This is a genomic window from Dietzia aerolata, from assembly GCF_014144865.1.
In the GTDB taxonomy this organism is placed as follows: Bacteria; Actinomycetota; Actinomycetes; order Mycobacteriales; family Mycobacteriaceae; genus Dietzia; species Dietzia aerolata.
Map to the genome: position 1 here is coordinate 16,631 of NZ_JAALDM010000055.1, position 17,241 is coordinate 33,871.

Annotated in this window: 16 protein-coding genes; 5 read left to right on the forward strand and 11 right to left on the reverse strand. The window is 68.4% G+C overall.

Features of this window, described 5'->3' with window-relative positions:
* Window positions 1–28: 28 nt before the first annotated feature.
* Both G6016_RS04245 and G6016_RS04250 read right to left on the reverse strand, forming a co-directional pair.
* On the reverse strand, window positions 29–2,503 hold the full coding sequence (locus tag G6016_RS04245; RefSeq protein ID WP_182631456.1) for a glycoside hydrolase family 65 protein: 2,475 nt from the start codon (window positions 2,501–2,503) through the stop codon (window positions 29–31).
* Window positions 2,500–3,225, reverse strand: a complete 726-nt coding sequence (locus G6016_RS04250) for an HAD family hydrolase (protein WP_182631457.1) — start codon at window positions 3,223–3,225, stop codon at window positions 2,500–2,502. Before G6016_RS04250 ends, G6016_RS04245 begins: the two co-directional genes overlap by 4 nt.
* Window positions 3,226–3,714: 489 nt before the next feature.
* Between G6016_RS04250 and G6016_RS04255 the strand changes: the two genes are divergently transcribed.
* Entirely contained in the window at window positions 3,715–4,497 is a 783-nt protein-coding gene (locus G6016_RS04255) for a hypothetical protein (RefSeq protein ID WP_182631458.1), read from the forward strand.
* Window positions 4,498–4,653: 156 nt separating this feature from the next.
* On the opposite strand, the gene lpdA is transcribed toward G6016_RS04255, so the two are convergent.
* Both lpdA and G6016_RS04265 read right to left on the reverse strand, forming a co-directional pair.
* Entirely contained in the window at window positions 4,654–6,045 is a 1,392-nt protein-coding gene (gene lpdA / locus G6016_RS04260) for a dihydrolipoyl dehydrogenase (protein WP_182631459.1), read from the reverse strand.
* Between the two features lie 122 nt (window positions 6,046–6,167).
* Complete coding sequence (locus tag G6016_RS04265; protein ID WP_182631460.1) at window positions 6,168–6,320, reverse strand: hypothetical protein; 153 nt, start codon at window positions 6,318–6,320, stop codon at window positions 6,168–6,170.
* Between the two features lie 228 nt (window positions 6,321–6,548).
* Here G6016_RS04265 and G6016_RS04270 point away from each other — a divergent pair, with 228 nt between their 5' ends.
* A complete protein-coding gene (locus tag G6016_RS04270; RefSeq protein ID WP_182631461.1) occupies window positions 6,549–8,711 on the forward strand; it encodes a prolyl oligopeptidase family serine peptidase in 2,163 nt (720 codons plus the stop codon).
* A gap of 42 nt (window positions 8,712–8,753) precedes the next feature.
* Here G6016_RS04270 and G6016_RS04275 read toward each other — a convergent pair whose 3' ends face one another.
* From G6016_RS04275 to groL, 6 genes are all read right to left on the reverse strand, one after another.
* Window positions 8,754–9,638 (reverse strand): alpha/beta fold hydrolase, encoded by an 885-nt coding sequence (locus G6016_RS04275; protein ID WP_182631462.1) that lies wholly within the window; start codon window positions 9,636–9,638, stop codon window positions 8,754–8,756.
* A gap of 210 nt (window positions 9,639–9,848) precedes the next feature.
* Complete coding sequence (locus G6016_RS04280; protein WP_182631463.1) at window positions 9,849–10,976, reverse strand: alpha/beta hydrolase; 1,128 nt, start codon at window positions 10,974–10,976, stop codon at window positions 9,849–9,851.
* A gap of 405 nt (window positions 10,977–11,381) precedes the next feature.
* Complete coding sequence (locus tag G6016_RS04285; RefSeq protein ID WP_182631464.1) at window positions 11,382–11,552, reverse strand: hypothetical protein; 171 nt, start codon at window positions 11,550–11,552, stop codon at window positions 11,382–11,384.
* 117 nt (window positions 11,553–11,669) lie between these two features.
* Complete coding sequence (locus G6016_RS04290) at window positions 11,670–11,825, reverse strand: hypothetical protein (protein ID WP_182631465.1); 156 nt, start codon at window positions 11,823–11,825, stop codon at window positions 11,670–11,672.
* Window positions 11,826–12,140: 315 nt separating this feature from the next.
* Entirely contained in the window at window positions 12,141–12,311 is a 171-nt protein-coding gene (locus G6016_RS04295; RefSeq protein ID WP_182631466.1) for a hypothetical protein, read from the reverse strand.
* Window positions 12,312–12,452: 141 nt separating this feature from the next.
* Complete coding sequence (groL, locus tag G6016_RS04300; RefSeq protein WP_182631467.1) at window positions 12,453–14,075, reverse strand: chaperonin GroEL; 1,623 nt, start codon at window positions 14,073–14,075, stop codon at window positions 12,453–12,455.
* A gap of 346 nt (window positions 14,076–14,421) precedes the next feature.
* Between groL and G6016_RS04305 the strand changes: the two genes are divergently transcribed.
* Both G6016_RS04305 and G6016_RS04310 read left to right on the forward strand, forming a co-directional pair.
* Window positions 14,422–14,898: an SRPBCC family protein gene (locus G6016_RS04305; protein ID WP_182631468.1), complete on the forward strand. Its 477-nt coding sequence runs from the start codon at window positions 14,422–14,424 to the stop codon at window positions 14,896–14,898.
* Between the two features lie 7 nt (window positions 14,899–14,905).
* A complete protein-coding gene (locus G6016_RS04310; protein ID WP_338403510.1) occupies window positions 14,906–15,628 on the forward strand; it encodes a DUF8017 domain-containing protein in 723 nt (240 codons plus the stop codon).
* A gap of 30 nt (window positions 15,629–15,658) precedes the next feature.
* Here the strand turns inward: G6016_RS04310 and G6016_RS04315 are convergent, their stop codons facing one another.
* Window positions 15,659–16,381 carry a hypothetical protein gene (locus G6016_RS04315; RefSeq protein ID WP_182631469.1) on the reverse strand — a complete coding sequence of 241 codons (723 nt, stop codon included), beginning with the start codon at window positions 16,379–16,381 and terminating at the stop codon, window positions 15,659–15,661.
* Between the two features lie 81 nt (window positions 16,382–16,462).
* Between G6016_RS04315 and G6016_RS04320 the strand changes: the two genes are divergently transcribed.
* The coding region (locus G6016_RS04320) for a M20/M25/M40 family metallo-hydrolase (protein WP_182631470.1) at window positions 16,463–17,241 on the forward strand (779 nt) is incomplete at its 3' end.

The following is a 17,241-nucleotide window of genomic DNA, read 5'->3' on the forward strand; positions in this document are numbered from 1 at the left end:
CCAAACCCTCTGCTCAACGCCCCCGGCGTCAGCTCAGGCAGACGCGCGCCCGGTCGTCCAGCTCCTCGACGACAGTCTCGCCCGACGGCACGAACACCCGCCGACCCTGCACGGTGCACTCGAAATCGCCGCCGTTGAGATTGACGATCGTCACCTCGTGGTGGGTGCAGTGCACCCGCACGTGCGTGCCGCGGACGGTGAGGCGGAACGTCAGAGAGCCCCACTCGTTGGGCACCCGCGGGTCGAAGGAGATGTCGCCGCGGTAGTCGCGCATCCCACCGAACCCGCTGACGAGCCCGGACCAGACGCCGCCGGTGGAGGCCACGTGAATGCCGTCGGAGGCGTTGCCGTGCACGTCGGCCAGGTCCACGACAAGTGCCTTGGAGAAGTGCTCGAACGCCTCATCGCAGTAGCCGATCTCCGCGGCGATGATCGACTGCACCACCGCCGACAGGGTCGAGTCGCCGGTGGTCAACGGGTCGTAGTACTCGAAGTTGGCGCGCTTTTGTTCTTCGGTGAACTCGTCGCCGCGCAGGAACATCGCCAGGACGACGTCGGCCTGCTTGAGGACCTGGTGCCGGTAGATGACCAGAGGGTGGAAGTGCAGCAGCAGTGGCCGCTTCGGTTCGTCGAGGTCCTGGTCCCAGACCTCCTTGTCGAGGAAGTCCTGGTCCTGGGGGTGCACGCCCAGTTCCTCGTCGAACGCGATCACCATGTTCTTGGCAGCCCGCCGCCATTCGGCGATCTCGTCCTCACCGAGTGACAGGCGCTGGCAGATCCCGTCCCATCGTCCGTCGCCCAGGTCCTGGATCCGCTGGCATGCGATGGCCGCCGCGAGCAGGTTGAAGCGCGCCATGGCGTTGGTGAACAGGTTGTTGTCCACGACGGTCGTGTACTCGTCGGGGCCGGTCACGCCGTGGATATGGAACGAGCCGTCGCCGGCGAAGAACCCGAGCGAGACCCACATCCGAGCGGTCTCGACGAGGATGTCCACGCCCTCGCGGACCATGAATTCCTCGTCGCCGGTCGCCCACACGTACTTGACGAGGGCGTGGGCGATGTCGGCGTTGATGTGGTACTGCGCGGTGCCGGCCTCGTAGTAGGCGGAGGCCTCTTCGCCGTTGATGGTGCGCCACGGGTAGAGCGCGCCGTTGACGGAGAGGTACCGGGCCCGCTCGCGTGCCTTGCCGAGCATCTCGTACCGGAACCGCAGGGCGTTCCGAGCGAACTGCGGCATCGTATAGGTCAGGAACGGCAGGACGTAGGTCTCGGTGTCCCAGAAGTAGTGGCCTGAGTAGCCGCTGCCGGTGACGCCCTTCGCGGCGATCCCGGCGGACTCGGCCCGGGCGGAGGCCTGCGCCAGCTGGAACAGGTTGAAGCGGATGGCCTGCTGCGTTTCGGCGGGCCCGTCCACCTCTACGTCGGACCGGCTCCAGAAGTGGTCAAACCAGTCGCGTTGGGTCCGCTGCAGGTCGTCGACGCCCCGCTCGCGGCCGCGGGACAGGGTGCGCGAGCATCGTTCGACCAGTTCGCGGGCGGGAACCTTGGCGGAGGTGTGGTACGCCGCCATCTTGGTCATCTTGAGCACGCTGCCGGGGGTGGCGTGCACGTGGTACACGACGCGGGAGGCGTCGTCGGAGAGGTCGGAACTCATGGCCACGTCGTCGACGGTCTCGACCTCGTGGTCCACGGCCACGCCGATGGTCATGCCGGAGTTCGCGCACCGGTAGCCGTGGGCCTGGAAGCCGCGTTGCCCTTCGGTGACCTCGGGGTTGAGGACGCGGTGGTCGAGCCCTTCGGAGCGCCGCGGGTCGAAGCCGGCGGGCAGGTCGTCGGTGGTGTGGTACTCGTCTTCGCCGTCCTGCCGGTTGAGCATCTCGGACACGATCACGACCGGCGCCGGCTCCTCCGGCAGCTCGATCTCGAACGTCATCACGGCGAGGTGCTTCTCGACCATGGACACCATGCGGGTGGTGCGGATGATCACCTTTTTGCCGGCGGGCGTGCGCCACACGAGGTCGCGCCGGAGGATGCCGTCGCGGAAGTCGATGCTGCGTTCGTAGTGTTCGAGGTCGGCGGCGGCCACGCGCAGCGGCTCGTCGTCGACGTACACGCGGATCGTCTTGGTGTCGGGCGCCTGGACCATGGTCTGGCCTTCGCGGGCGAGCCCGAACGCGTCCTCGGCGTGCTGGATGTGCCAGGTCTCGTGAAAGCCGTTGACGAACGTGCCGTGGTGCTTGGAGTTGCGCCCTTCCTCGGGGTTGCCGCGCATCCCCAGGTAGCCGTTGCCCACGGCGAACTGGGTTTCACTGACGCCGAGCGGGGATTGCCGCGGGTCGGTCTCGATCCAGCGCCACGGGTCGACGGGGTGGGTGGCGCGGTTGATCTCCGGCACCTCGAGGTGGCTGCGGAGGTTCACGCCGTAGGTGGTGCGGATGTTGCCGGGCACCGACTGTCCGACGGTGGTGTGCGCGGGGCCTCGCCCCGGGGAGACGGGGGTCATGCGCGCTCGCCCTTCGTGGTGGTGTCCTGGTCGCCGAGGCCGGGGATGAGGTCCGCCAGGTCGACGACGACGACGTCGGCCCCGGCATCGAGAAGTGTCTGTTCCCCGGCGCCACGATCTACGCCGACTACTCGGGCGAACCCGCCATCTTTCCCGGCCTGCACACCGGAGACGGCGTCCTCGATCACCAGGCAGCGGTCGGCCGGGACGCCCAGGAGTTCCGCGCCGCGCAGATACGTGTCGGGCCGCGGTTTGCCGGGGATGCCCTCCTCGGCGGCGACCAGGCCGTCGACGATCACCTCGAAGCGGTCCCGCAGGCCGGCCGCGGTGAGGACGGCGACGGCGTTCTTGGAGCTGGAGACCACGCAGGAGGCGATCCCGGCGGCGTCGAGGGCGTCGAGGTAGGCCACTGATCCGGGGTAGGCCGCGATCCCCTCGGCGAGCAGGTCCATGAAGATCCGGTTCTTGCGCTCTCCGAGTCCGTCGACGGTCTCGGTGTCGGCGTCGGTGATCCCGCGCGCGGCGAGCATCGATTCGATGCCTTCGTGGCGGGGTTTGCCGTCGATGTACCGGAAGTAGTCGTCGTCGGAGTAAGCCTCGAGGCCGCGCTCGTCGAAGTAGCTGGTGAACATGCGGTTCCAGGCCTGCATGTGCTTCTCGGCGGTCGGGGTGATCACGCCGTCGAGGTCGAGGAGCACTGCCTCGACACCGTCGTGGTGCATCTCGATGTCCTGCTTCCGGGATCGGGGTTCGGATCTGGCTCAGGGGCAGCTCGGAGCGTGGGTGTGGCTCCGGTTCGTATCGGGCTCGTCCGGCTCGGGCTCGTCCGGCCCGGGCTGGCCTGTTCTCAACTGTGTCGTCCGGGTGGGTGTGCCCGTGTCACGCGGCCTGAGAAGGTGCCCGGCCGGTGCCGCAACCAGGGTAGTCACACGGGGTGGTTTTCATCGACCACGCCCCCGATGCCGATCCCCCGTTCAGCGTCGTTGTTGACGGCGGTCCGCCGCACGCGCCTCTGCACTTCTTTCCCGAATCCGCCACCCACTCCCGCCCGTGTGTCGGCGGCGGGCGCGCTCACCTGCACTGACTGTCCGGGGCACCGTCACCGACCCCGGAGCAGCGGCGGCGTCGGTGTCGCGAAAATCGGGGCGGGTTACGTACTTCGGGGTCGGGCGGTGGCACTATTGTGAGCAACCCTGAATTAAAGGAGAGAGATGCGCCTCCGCACCCGCACCCCCCGTCGCGCGGCGATCGCCGGCCTCGCACTGGTCACGGCGGCCACGCTCGCGGCCTGTTCGTCTGACTCCGAGGGCAACGAGGATGCCGGCAACGAGACCCAGTCCTCCGAGTCCGCGGACACGTCGCAGGACGCGCCGCAGGCTCCCATCGAGGAGCTCGCGCTGGCGGAGGGCGAGGCCCCGGGCGGCGGCGTCGTGCAGGTGATCGAGCGACCGATGCTTCAGGAGTCGGTCGACAAGCTGGTCGCCGATCAGGGTCGGCAGCTCATGGAGAACCCGGCGTGCGACAAGGTCTCCCGTCTGGAGACCGTCTCCAACCACGCCACGACCGACGGCGTGACGGTGCTGGTGCGCTACAAGCAGTCCGAGGTCGACGAGACCGAGCATCGCTTCGGTGTGGGCATGGTCGACACGCGGCTCGACGAGTTCCTCGACCGTTCGCTGTACGAGGCGTGCAAGACGTCGAAGAGCGTCACCAACCCGGCCGTCGAGCTGGTCATGAACGTTCAGGACGCACCGGTCGTCGCGGGGACCGAGGGCTTCCGCGTGATCAGCGACTTCATCACCACCCAGCCGGACGGCACCCAGCAGATCAGCCGGGCCGTCGCCCTGCACGGCTTCGCCCGCGGCAACACCGTGAGCGTCGAGTACGCGGCCCGCGGCAATGACCCGGCGACCGACCCGGTCCTGCCCACGGCCGCAGGCGCGCTCGACGCGATCTACGTGGCGCAGATGGAAAAGATCGTCAACGCCGAGTAGGCCGACCCCACACCAACGAGCAGAGCGTTCTGCACACCCTCCTCTCGGAGAACGTGTGCAGAACGCTCTGCTCGTTTTGCTGACCTAGCCTGCGGGCCGCTGGCCCGGCCCAACCGGCCCAACCGGCCCGGCCGGCCCAACCGGCCCGGCCGCGCCTTACAGGTTGATCATGTGCCCGGCGATGCCGTGGACCGCTTCCTTCATGGCCTCGGACAGCGTCGGGTGGGTGTGGACGTTGCGGCCGATGTCCTCGGCGGTGAGGTCCCACATCTGCGCGAGCGTCAGTTGCGGCAGCAGCTCGGAGACGTCGGGGCCGATGAGGTGCGCGCCCAGCAGCTCGCCGTGCGTGCCGTCGGCGACGACCTTGACGAAGCCGACCGCGTGGCCAAGCCCGTGCGCCTTGCCGTTGGCGGAGAACGGGAACTTGGCGACCTTCACGTCGTAGCCCTCGTCCTTAGCCTGCGCCTCGGTGAGCCCGAAGGAGGCGACCTGGGGCTGACAGAAGGTTGCGCGCGGCATCATGCGGTAGTCACCGAGGGTCTGGGTGTCGGCTCCGGCCATGGTCTCGGCCGCGACGACACCCTGGGCCTCGGCGACGTGCGCGAGCTGCAGCTTGGCGGTGACGTCGCCGATGGCGTAGATGCCGTCGACGTTGGTGCGCATGTGGTCGTCGATCGCGATCGCGCCGCGGTCGGTGAGCTCGACGCCGGCGTTCTCGAGGCCGAAGCCCTCGACGCGGGGGGCGAAGCCGACGGCCATGAGCACCTTGTCGACGGTGAGGGTCTGGGTGTCCCCGCCGTCGTTCTTCTCGATCTTCACCTCGACCGAGTCACCGTTGTCGGTCACGGAGGTTGTCTTGTGCCCGGTCAGGAGCTTCACACCGAGCTTCTTGTAATGCTTGGTCATCTCCTTGGAGACTTCCTCGTCCTCGTTGGGGAGGATGCGGTCCATGTACTCGACGATGGTCACGTCCACGTCGTAGTTGGCCATGACGTAGGCGAACTCCATGCCGATCGCGCCGGCGCCGACGATCACCACGGAATTCGGCAGATCGCGCGAGAGGATCTGCTCCTCGTAGCTGACGACGTTCTCGCTGAGCTCGATGCCGGGCAGGGTCTTAACCACCGAGCCGGAGGCGATGATGCAGTTGTCGAAGGTGTACTTGGTGCCCTCGACTTCCACGGTCTTGGAGTCGACAAACGTGCCATAACCGTCGATCTCAGTGATCTTGTTCTTCTTCATGAGGAAGTGAACGCCCTTGACGATGCCGTCCGACACCTTGCGGCTGCGGTCGAACGCGGCGCCGTAGTCAAAGGAGACGTCTCCGGAGATGCCGAAGGTCTTGGCGTCGCGCAGCACGGTGTTGGCGAGCTCGGCATTGCGAAGGAGCGCCTTGGAGGGGATACAACCCACGTTGAGGCAGACGCCGCCCCAGTATTTCTCTTCGACCACGGCCACCTTGAGGCCGAGCTGCGAGGCGCGGATCGCGGCGACGTAGCCACCGGGGCCCGCGCCGAGGACGATGAGGTCAAAATGAGTGTCAGCCACGACACACAGGGTATGCGCATCCGGCGGCCGCGGCACCCCAAGCCGTGAGGAAGACACCCGAAATAGACTGATGCCGCCCGTTCCACTCTGGGAAGGGGCGGCATCAGCGCATCAGCGCTGCGTCAGGACATGTTGCCCAGGACCGACTTCAGCATGGTGGCCACCATCTCGCCGATGGACTCGGCGATCGTGTCGGTGATCTTGTCGGTGGAGCTGCCGCCGCCGCTGCCGCTGTCGCCGGAAGCGCTGCCGAGGAGGTTGGTGATGGAACCCATGTGTGTGTCTCCGTTTATCGAATGCATTCTCGAGCGCGATCGAGAATGGCCGGGTCAGGCGACCCACGCCCATCGAGAATGGTACTGATAGGGCGTCCACGTAACAAGACCCTAAGTGGTTCTTATCTGTGCACCCCCTGCTATCTCGGACGGTTGTCCCGATCCGCGCCCCGACCGTCGCCCCATCCGCGCACCGACGCCCGCCCCGATCCGGGCATGATCGGTGTCATGACCACTCCTTCGTCCCCTGACCCGTACCTGTTCCTGGAAGAGGTCGACAGCCCCGAGGCACTGGCCTGGATCGGTGAGCGCAGCGATCGGACGGTCGCCGACCTGGCCGCCGGCGAGCGCGCCGAGGCCTCCCAGGCGCGCGCGCTGCGGATCCTCGACGCCACCGACCGGATCGCGTGGCCGGTGTTGCGCGGCCGGTTCGCCTACAACGTCTGGAAAGACGGGGACCACCCCCGGGGTCTGTGGCGCCGCGTGCCGTGGTCGGTGCTCGAGCAGGGCGCCCCCGCGGCGGATCATCCGGCGTGGGAGACACTCATCGACGTGGACGCGCTGGCCCGCGAGGAGGGCGTGAACTGGGTGTATGCGGGCACCGTGGTGCGTCGCCCCGCGGATGACCGGGCGTTGATCCGACTGTCGCGCGGCGGCGCGGACGCGGTGGAGGTGCGCGAGTTCGACCTCGCCGCGCGTCGGTTCGTCCCGGCGTCGGAGGGCGGGTTCCACCTGCCGGAGGCCAAGTGTTCGGTGTCGTGGGTGGATGAGGACACCCTGTTGTTGGCGGCGCCGGTGCTGCCGGACGGCTCCGATGCGACGAGTTCGGGGTACGCGCGGGTGGCGCGCCTGTGGCGCCGCGGGACCGATCCGGCGTCGGCGCCGGTGATCTTCGAGGGGTACGACGACGACGTCGCCGTCGGCGCAGCGCGAGATCGCGACACGGGGCGGTACGTCGCGAGCCGCTCTCCCGATTTTCATACGTCCCAGGAGTGGTTCTGGCGCCCGGGCGGCCATCCGGAGACCGAGCAGCCGGTGCTCGTCCCGGTTCCCGAGGACTGCCGGGTGGGCTCGACCGGGCCGTGGTTGATGCTGCGCCCGCGGACCGAGCTGCGGATCGACGGCGTCGACTATCCCGGCGGGTCTGTTCTCGTGGTGCCCTGGGCCGCGCTCGACGCCGACCCGTCCCGGCTGCCGGCGCCGACCGTGTTGTTCACGCCCACGCCGTCCACGACGGTGGAGGACGTGTCGTGGGGCCGCGGCCGGGTGTTGCTGACGATTCTCGATGACACGGAGTCGCGGCTCGAGGCATTCGCCATCCCCGACGCCCCAACTCCCGCCCCCGCCTCGCCGCCCGAGTGGCAGCGCCTACCCGTGGAAGGCCTGCCCGAGCACGTGTCGATCGATGTCCTCTCACTCGACCGCCACGCCGGTCTCGCCGACCTCGCCGGTGACGCGTCGGCGCAGCCGCATCCGGACGATGCGGTGTTGGCGGTGTCGGGGCCGATCGTCCCGCCGTCGCTGGTCCTGCTGCGCGCCGACGGGTCCACCGTCACGCTCGGCTCGACGCCGGACCGTTTCGACACCTCCGGGGTGGAGGTCTCCCGGCACACCGCCGTGAGCGATGACGGGACGGAGGTGCCGTACACGGTCATGCGCGGCCGGGGCCCGGCCGGACCGCGGCCCACGATCCTGTATGGATACGGCGGGTTCATGGTGTCGATGCGGCCGTCGTACGCCGCGCTGCGGGGCGCGCTGTGGCTCGAGGAGGGTGGCGTCTACGTGGTGGCGGGAATTCGCGGTGGTGGCGAGTACGGGCCCGCGTGGCATCAGGCCGCCATCCGGGAGAAGCGGCCCCGCGCGTACGAGGATTTCGCGGCAGTAGCCCGCGCTCTCGTCGAGACCGGCGTGACCACCCGCGATCAGCTGGGGGCCACGGGCGGCTCGAACGGTGGCCTTCTCATGGGCGTAATGCTCACCCGGTATCCGGAGCTGTTCGGTGCGTTGGCGATCGCGGTGCCGCTGCTGGACATGAAGCGCTATCACCTGCTGCTGGCGGGGGCCTCCTGGATGGCCGAATACGGCGACCCGGATACCGCCGACTGGGACGATTTCCTGGGCGCGTATTCGCCGTACCAGCACATCCGTCCAGCCTCCGAGGTGCGTTATCCGCCGATCCTCATGACCACCTCGACGAGGGACGACCGCGTCCATCCCGGGCACGCCCGCAAGATGACGGCCGCGCTCGAGGAGGCCGGGCACGAGGTCGAGTACTACGAGAACGTCGAGGGCGGCCACGCCGGCGCCGCCGACAACTCGCAGGAGGCACGAAAGGCGGTGCTGACGTACGAGTTCTTCCGGCGGCGGCTGGCCTCGTCGTCGTCAAAGTAAGGGCCGCCGCCTTGCACGGCGACGGACGCCTTATACGGCGGGCTACGCGGTGGTGGCGACCTCGCGGTCGATCCAGGCCACGAGGCGCGCGACGATCTCGTCGGGGCGGCGCGCCCACGTGTTGTGGCCGAGGGCCAGCGGCTCGAGTTCGAGCGTCGTGCGCGCCGACGGCAGCATCGCGAGCAGGTTGCGGGCCGCGCCCTCGGGGGCGAGGGGGTCGTCGGCGATCACCACCGCCAGCACCGGCACGGTGACGCGGGCGAGGCCGTCAAGGTAGTCCAGGTCGGCGCGGGCGGGCTGCATGGACCCGGTGCTGGCCAGCTTGGCCCAGTCGCGGATCCGGTCGGCCGGGACGCGCCCCGAGGCGCCGAAGAACTGTCCCGGGACGTGGCCGGCGATCGCGCCGACGATCGGCATGACGATGGAGCCGAAGCGCAGTCGTCGGCCGAACGACGTCGGGAAGCCACGGTGGAACGGTGACTGCGCGGCCACGGCGATCATTCCCACGACGCGCGGATCGTGGCGCGCGAGGTGGTAGACGCTGATCTGGGCGCCCATGCTGTGGCCGAGCAGCACGACGCGACGGTCTCCGAGCTCGCGCTGCATGGCATCGAGCGCGAGGGGGATGTCCTCCGCCGCGCTCTCGTGGTAGCCGGCGGCCCCGCCGCCACGGCCGATGCGGTGGGTGCTCTCGCCCTGCCCGCGCAGTTCGGTGATCGCGACGTCGATGCCGGCGTCGGCGAGCGCGCGGGCGATCGGCAGGTAGTACCGGGCGCCGACGGCGATGCCGGGCAGGATCAGCACGGCGGGCCGGCGCTCATCACGGTTGGAGGCGGGGACGAGCAACAGCGGGCTGGTGCTGCCGTCCGGGTGCGACAGCTCGACGCGCTGATGGTCGGCGTTGACCGACTTCTCACTACTGGTCACCTGTACAGGATGCCCGACGCGGTGGTTCTCAGCGCTTCCGGGGCCGGGATGACGCGCAGGGCCGGGCGCCAGGGCGTGCGGAAACCCGGGTGTCCGGGAGTACGGATCGGGAGAGCGGCCCGGGAGCGTGGCCCGCCAAATGCGGAACCCCGCCGCACCCAGGTCGGGCGGGCGGGGTTCTACTCTGCCGGTGGGGCCGGGCTCAGCCGATCAGATCGGGCCGTAGCGGGCGTTCATGGCGTCGGCCATCATTGGCCAGGACTGCGCCAGGTCGTCCTCCCAGTAGCCCCACGAGTGCGTGCCGTTGGGCGCGAAGTCGAAGTGGGCCGGAATGCCCAGCTCGCCGAAGCGACGGGCGAGGTTGGCGGTGCAGTACTGGGTGGCTGCCTCGATGACGCCACCGACGATGGCCTGGTTGGCCAGGGCCGGGACGCTGTTCTTCAGACGCCAGTTCTCGAGCGACTCGTGCGGTCCGGGCAGGCCGTTTCCGGTGGAGATGAACATGGCGGGAAGCTGCTCGCCGCGGTCCATCTGCTCCTTGAAGCGGAAGGCGCCCCAGACCGGGTCGTTGTCGAACCAGCTGTTGGTGCCGGTCTCGGGGACGCCCGGGAACGGGCCCCACATGTTGTCGAGGTTGGCGCCACCGCGCAAGCCGGTGACGATGTTGATGAACTCGTGACCGATCGGCGTGGAGGTCTCGGCACAGCCCGAGTAGGAACCGATGGCCTGGAACCGGCCCGGGTACTTCTGGGCGATGGTCAGCACCGAGGTGGCGGTCATCGAGATGGCGGCGAGGCCGCGCTTGCGGTCCGTCCCGGTGTTACGGCCGTAGGTGGACTCGAAGAGGTCCGGGAGCTCCTTGGCCAGGTAGGTCTCGAACATCATCGGGTGCGTGTCACTGGCGTAGCGGGTCTGGACGTTGGGGTCCGGGCGCTGCCAGTCGGTGTAGTACGAGAAGGCGCCGCCGATCGGGGTGACCGTCCAGGCGTCCTTGTCCGCCATGAAGTCCTTGACGTTGGACTGCGCCTGCCAGGTCGCGGAATCCTCGCCGCCGCCGGCACCGTTGACCAGGTAGAGCACCGGGGCACTCTCATTACCGTCGCGGGGCCGCTGGACGATGTTCGGGACTTCCTGATGCATGGCGTCCGACCAGACCGAAACGATCATGCGGCCGTCGTTCAGCGGGGTCTCGACGACCTTATCCGTTGCCGTGGCCTTGGTGTAGTTGATCGTCCCGCTCTGCTGGGCCTGTGCCGTGCCGGTGGCAACGACGGGGACCATGGCGGTCGCGGCGACCACTGCGCCGACCTTCGTGCCGAACCGCTTGACTGAACGCATATTTCCTACGCCTTACTTCTCGATGTTCACAGACGGACCCGTGTCGACTCTCAGGGAAGAGTTAACCCGTTTCTCAATAGTCACACAAGCCTCACAGGGCATCCCGTTTATCCCGGAAGGCCCTGACGGCATTGCACATACCTCGCGGAGGGTTGGATTCCGAGGGTCCCACAATCGCATTGGCCGAGGGAAACCGCAGATACCTCCGCGAGGCTCATGCACACAGTATCGACTCTGCACGGCTGGCCGTTACAATAATTAACAATTCTCCATATGCCGAATCCGCGCGGGCGGACGGAGGCTCTCCGTCAGCACCCGAAGTCGGAGCGGGCGCCGGGGGTCGAGCGACAGAAATACAGCAAGGGCGCCGGATCACTCCGGCGCCCTTGCTAATGAAGACTTACGTCACTCACCGGTCTTCATGAAGCCGTTGGCGATGGCCTCCTGGAGGTCGCCGCCCGCGAAGTAGCCGGCGGCCTTGACGAACTTGTCGATGTTGCCGAGGAAGCCGCTGAGGATGCTGAAGGTGCCGTCCTCGCCGACGACGCCGTCGAGGGATCCGAGTTGAATGCCCATGATGTTCTCCTTGAAGATGTGGCCCGAAGGTGTCCGGAGCCGATGCAGGGGGGATTGACTGCATTACGCCACAGCCGGGGCGGATGTCACGAATCAGGATTCGCGAACTATCAGATGTCAGGCGTCAGCGGCCTCGGGGGCCCCGGGGGTCTCGAGGCTGCCGAGGACGTTCGCGATGTCGTCACCGGCGAGCGAGCCGGCGAAACCGGTGACACCGTCGAGCACGTTCTTGACGGCACCGATCAGGCTGCTGATTGCACTGAAGTCAGGCATGTGTTTCTCCCTATATCGATTGCGCCCCGGCCCCCGGGGCAGTGTCCAGCCCCTCGTTGGGGACCTAGGCCAGAATAGACTGAGGACTTCCAGTGTCAATTGTGACGCTAATCTCTCCTCAGATCCATGATCACCGTACCCGCCCCCTTGGGGCCGTGTGTCCTAAACCACCGCATTAATAGACTTCTTGTGGACCGCCCCAGCAGGACTGATGCGATCCTCGCAGGTCACCCAGGTTAGGCTACCCTCACGACGTGGGCGCCGACTACTCATCGAGTTCCGCCCCGTTCACCCCCGCCTCCCCGAAAGTTCATCTTAAAAGTTTTCTTTACGAACTAGTTCAGGGCGCATTTTGGGTATGTAACGAACCGCATCGGCGCGACGATCGGGGCTGGAAGAGTCGAAGATCACACGCGATCGCACGCCGTGATCCACAATGTCGCCGCCGAATGCGTTGTTGTCGTCGTCAAAAATCTTTCCGGCCACCCACCGGAGGCCATCACCCTCGTCGCCCCGTCGGCCGTCACCACCCCCCCAAATAGAACCGTGGCCCCGCACCTGTAGGTGAGGTGCGGGGCCACGGTCTCGAACGAGCGACGCGCGTCAGGCGCGGTGCGTGGGCTCAGATCAGAAGCCCATGCCGCCCATCTCGTCGCCACCGGGCATGGCCGGCGCGGCGGGCTCGGGCTTGTCGGCCACGACGGCCTCGGTGGTGAGGAACAGCGCGGCGATCGACGCGGCGTTCTGCAGCGCCGAGCGGGTCACCTTGACCGGGTCGTTGATGCCGGCCTCGAGGAGGTCCTGGTACTCGCCGGTGGCGGCGTTCAGGCCCTCGGAGCCCGGCAGGTTGCGGACCTTCTCGGCCACGACGCCCGGCTCGAGGCCGGCGTTGAGGGCGATCTGCTTGAGCGGGGCGCTCAGCGCGAACTTTACGATGTTCGCGCCGGTGAGCTCCTCGTTCTCCAGCGACAGGCCCTCGATGGCGGTCTCGGACTTGACCAGGGCGACGCCACCTCCGGCGACGATGCCCTCCTCGACCGCGGCCTTGGCGTTACGGACGGCGTCCTCGATGCGGTGCTTGCGCTCCTTGAGCTCGACCTCGGTGGCCGCGCCCGCCTTGATGACGGCCACGCCGCCGGCGAGCTTGGCGAGGCGCTCCTGCAGCTTCTCGCGGTCGTAGTCCGAATCGGAGTTCTCGATCTCGGCGCGGATCTGGTTGACCCGTCCCTCGATCTGCCCCTGGTCGCCTGCGCCCTCGACGATGGTGGTCTCGTCCTTGGTCACGACGACCTTGCGGGCCTTGCCCAGCATGGTGATGTCGGCGGTCTCGAGCGAGAGGCCGACCTCCTCGGAGATGACCTGGCCGCCGGTGAGGATCGCGATGTCCTGCAGCATGGCCTTGCGGCGGTCACCGAAGCCCGGGGCCTTGACGGCGACGGACTTGAAGGTGCCGCGGATCTTGTTGACCACGAGGGTCGACAGGGCCTCACCCTCGACGTCCTCGGCGATGATCAGCAGCGACTTGTTCTCGCCGATGACCTTCTCGAGCAGCGGGAGCAGGTCCTTGACGGTGGAGACCTTGCCGGAGACCAGCAGGACGTACGGATCCTCCATGACCGCCTCCTGTCGCTCCGGATCCGTCATGAAGTACTGCGAGATGTAGCCCTTGTCGAAGCGCATGCCCTCGGTGAGCTCGAGGTCCAGGCCGAAGGTCTGCGACTCCTCGACCGTGATGACGCCCTCCTTGCCGACCTTGTCCATGGCCTGGGCGATGAGCTCGCCGATGGCCGGGTCAGCGGCGGAGATGCCGGCGGTCGCGGCGATCTGCTCCTTGGTCTCGATCTCCTTGGCGGAGTCGATCAGGTGCGCGGTGACGGCCTCGACGGCCTTCTCGATGCCACGCTTGATGCCCATCGGGTTGGCACCGGCGGCCACGTTGCGCAGGCCCTCACGGACGAGCGCCTGGGCCAGCACGGTGGCGGTGGTGGTGCCGTCGCCCGCGACGTCGTCGGTCTTCTTGGCGACCTCCTTGACGAGCTCGGCGCCGATCTTCTCGTAGGCGTCCTCGAGCTCGATCTCCTTGGCGATTGAGACACCGTCGTTGGTGATCGTGGGGGCGCCCCACTTCTTCTCCAGCACGACGTTGCGACCCTTGGGGCCGAGCGTGACCTTGACGGCGTCGGCGAGCTGATTGAGACCGCTCTCCAGCCCGCGCCGGGCTTCTTCGTCGAACGCGATCATCTTTGCCATGGGGTGAATCATCCTCCGGGTGTGGGGTGACACGCATGTGGTCGGCATCGGTGCCCGCGACGGACGGAGCGGACCGTGTCGGATCCACACCTCACCTTGCGACCTTCTTTTTCAGGTATTGCTGGCACTCAGGGTAACCGAGTGCCAATCGCTTTTCTAGCACTCGCCCCCACCGAGTGCAAAGGTTCGCCGCCGGTGTTCGCGACGGGCGTACGGCGCACGCCCCGCCGCGCCCTGGACACGCGCCCCGCCGGGCCCGAAGCACGCACCCCGCCCCCGCACGGCCGCGCCCTGCCATACGATCGGAGACATCAGCCCGCCCACCCCCGTCGAAAAGGCCCTTCCTATGCCGACCGAGTCCGCTCCCATCGCCGACATCGTGAGTTCAATCGAGATCGACGCCCCGCCGGCGCGGGTCTGGGAGGTCATCTCGGACGTCCGCAACGCCACCCAGTGGAGCAGCCAGGCGGTCAAGATATTCGCGCTCGGCGGCCGCACCACCAAGGGCACGTGGGCGCTGAACATCAACAAGCGCGGGCCCTTGGTCTGGCCCACCACCAGCCGCGTGGTGGAGTTCGAGCCGGGCCGCCGGTTCGCCAACCGCATCCACGAGAACAATTCGGTCTGGTTCTTCGACCTCGAGCCCACCACCTCGGGCGGCACGCGCCTGACCGAGCGGCGTGAGGTCCGCGACGGGCTGACGTTCGTGTCCACCTTCCTCACCGACAAGGCCTTCGGCGGCCAGCCGGCGTTCACAAAGGAACTCGACGAGGGTATGTCGCTGTCCCTGCAGCGGATCAAGACGCTCGTCGAGCAGGGCTGAGGCACCCGTGTTGCGGTCGGCCGGGGCGGCGGTGGTCGCCGGGGCCCTGGCGGTATCGCTGACCGGATGCGCCCTTCTCTCGCGAGAATCTGACGACGACGACGAGGTCGACCGCCCACAACCCGGGCCGACATTGGCCGCCGGACCGCCCCCGGCGGACTGGCAGGACGTCCGCGATGCTTCCGGGTTGGTCTATTCGGTGCCCCCTGAGTGGGAGGTCGGATACCCGGAACCGATCCCCGAGGGCGAGACGGACCCGGGCACCGACTGGGGATCCGGATACGTCACCACGGCCAACGCGATCGCCGGCCGCGACTACTGCTCCCTGGCCGGGATGAGCTTTCGCGCGTTGACCGGGATCACCGCCGACCCGGTGCCGGGCGACGCCCGCGACCAGGCCGCGTCCGCGTCGCGCGCCATGGCCGACTCGATCGACCGCTACTTCACCCAGGCCGGCGCCGACGTCCCGGTGCCCGAGCCGCAGAGCATCGGGGTGTCCGGGGTGCCGGCCTGGTACGTCTCACTCCGAGCGGAGGTCCATCCGCCGCGCAATATCTGCACGCCGCCGACGATCCGTTTCGACACCATCGCGGTGTCCACGCGGACGCCGGACGGGGCGCCGGCGTCGCTGGTCTTCGTCCTCATGGCCGATGAGGACGAGGCAGGCGTCCAGCCCTCCGAGACGATCGACGCCGTGGTGGCCTCGCTGCGCTACGACAACACCGTCTAGCGCCAGCCGCCCTGCCGCCAGCCGCCGCGGTCAGGCGGCCGTGTCCCCGAGCAGTCCGCCGAAGAACGCCGGCCAGTCGCCGTCGCTGCGCGCCCACGCCCAGCCCGCGTCCGCGGCGGTGCCCAGATCGAGGAACGACAGGGTCCGGTTCCGGACCGGGACGCCCGGCCCGTCCGCGACGGAGACCTCGAGCTGCCCGCTGACGCGCTCGTAGAGGAACCAGCGCTCATCGTCGGCGTCGAGTTCGAGCCGGTCGCCGTCCACCTCGAGCTCGCCGATCAGGAACCCGAGCATCTCCCGGGTGACCCACGGCAGTGTGCCGAACGGGCGTCCGCGGACGGCGTGATCGGTGATCGCGGCACCCGCCACCGTGGGACGACGGTGCACGTCGATATCGATGCGCCACCTCGGATCCGCCAGGACCCCGAGCCGCGGCGCGGTCGCCAGCAGCTGACGGGGCGCGGCAAGCCGCATGACGGAGTTGAGGACCAGCGGCCGCGTGATGACCTCGGGCCGGATGACCACGCCCACGCCCTTGCCGGGTCCGTCGATCCAGTCCTCGCCGAGGACCTCGATGGCCGCCCTCTCCGACAGCGCGCCGGTCTCGCCCACGGCATCGGCCTCGGGGAAGCGCGCATTGATCTCGTCACACAGGGCCTCCAGGTCCGCCCGCACGTGCGCGGGAAGAGCGTCCAGGCTCTCGACCGAGCGGTACTCCGCCTCGGCCGGTGTAACCACAATCTCTGTACTCATACCCGGAGACTGTACGTCATCTTTCGTTTACCTTGCGTTCACCTTGTGTCGCGTGTCGGACCCGGGACCTATCCTTGGCCCATGCTCGACTCCCCCACGTTCACCGATCCGCACCCCGAGCTCGCGTCGCTGGCCGCCGCCGTCGCCGCGCAGATGGACAGGGCCCGAACCGACCTGGCGAACCTCGTGGCGTTGCCCTCGGTGCATGATGCCGAGCCCCAGGCGTGCGCCGAGGCCTGCGAGAGGGTCCGCGAGCTGCTCACCGAGCTCCCGGTGCCGGGCCTGGGGCCGGAGTCGGTGGAGGTCGTCGAGACCTCGGACGGCTCCAGTGCCGTGTTCGCGCACCGCCCCGCGGCACCGGGCCGCCCCACCGTGCTGCTGTACAGCCACTACGACGTGCAGCCGTCCGGGGATCCGGCCGAGTGGACCTCCTCCCCGTGGGAGCTGACCGAGCGCGAGGGCCGCTGGTACGGCCGCGGGGCCGCGGACTGCAAGGGCAACCTGGTCGTCCACCTCACCGCCCTGCGCGCCCTCGCCACCGCGGGAGCAGGCAACGCCGGTTCCGCGAACGGGGACGCCGGTCAGGACCCGCTGAACGGCCTGGGCATCCGCCTCGTGGTGGAGGGCTCGGAGGAAACCGGCGGTGGCGGACTCGACGATCTGGTGGCGGCGCGGCCCGAGCTGGTGGAGGCCGACGCCATCCTGATCGTCGACTCGGGGAACGTCGCGGCCGGGACGCCCACCCTGACAACCAGCCTTCGGGGGATCGCGAACGTTGTCGTCGTCGTCGACACGATGGAGGCCGGGGTCCACTCCGGACAGTTCGGCGGGGCAGCCCCGGACGCCCTCGCGGCGCTCGT

Excerpts from the sequence above, each read along its gene's own strand:
- G6016_RS04245 (WP_182631456.1), bottom strand. The coding sequence starts at position 2,503 with ATGACCCCCGTCTCCCCGGGGCGAGGCCCCGCGCACACCACCGTCGGA.
- G6016_RS04250 (WP_182631457.1), bottom strand. The coding sequence starts at position 3,225 with ATGCACCACGACGGTGTCGAGGCAGTGCTCCTCGACCTCGACGGCGTG.
- G6016_RS04255 (WP_182631458.1), top strand. The coding sequence starts at position 3,715 with ATGCGCCTCCGCACCCGCACCCCCCGTCGCGCGGCGATCGCCGGCCTC.
- G6016_RS04265 (WP_182631460.1), bottom strand. The coding sequence starts at position 6,320 with ATGGGTTCCATCACCAACCTCCTCGGCAGCGCTTCCGGCGACAGCGGC.
- G6016_RS04270 (WP_182631461.1), top strand. The coding sequence starts at position 6,549 with ATGACCACTCCTTCGTCCCCTGACCCGTACCTGTTCCTGGAAGAGGTC.
- G6016_RS04280 (WP_182631463.1), bottom strand. The coding sequence starts at position 10,976 with ATGCGTTCAGTCAAGCGGTTCGGCACGAAGGTCGGCGCAGTGGTCGCC.
- G6016_RS04285 (WP_182631464.1), bottom strand. The coding sequence starts at position 11,552 with ATGGGCATTCAACTCGGATCCCTCGACGGCGTCGTCGGCGAGGACGGC.
- G6016_RS04290 (WP_182631465.1), bottom strand. The coding sequence starts at position 11,825 with ATGCCTGACTTCAGTGCAATCAGCAGCCTGATCGGTGCCGTCAAGAAC.
- groL (WP_182631467.1), bottom strand. The coding sequence starts at position 14,075 with ATGGCAAAGATGATCGCGTTCGACGAAGAAGCCCGGCGCGGGCTGGAG.
- G6016_RS04305 (WP_182631468.1), top strand. The coding sequence starts at position 14,422 with ATGCCGACCGAGTCCGCTCCCATCGCCGACATCGTGAGTTCAATCGAG.
- G6016_RS04315 (WP_182631469.1), bottom strand. The coding sequence starts at position 16,381 with ATGAGTACAGAGATTGTGGTTACACCGGCCGAGGCGGAGTACCGCTCG.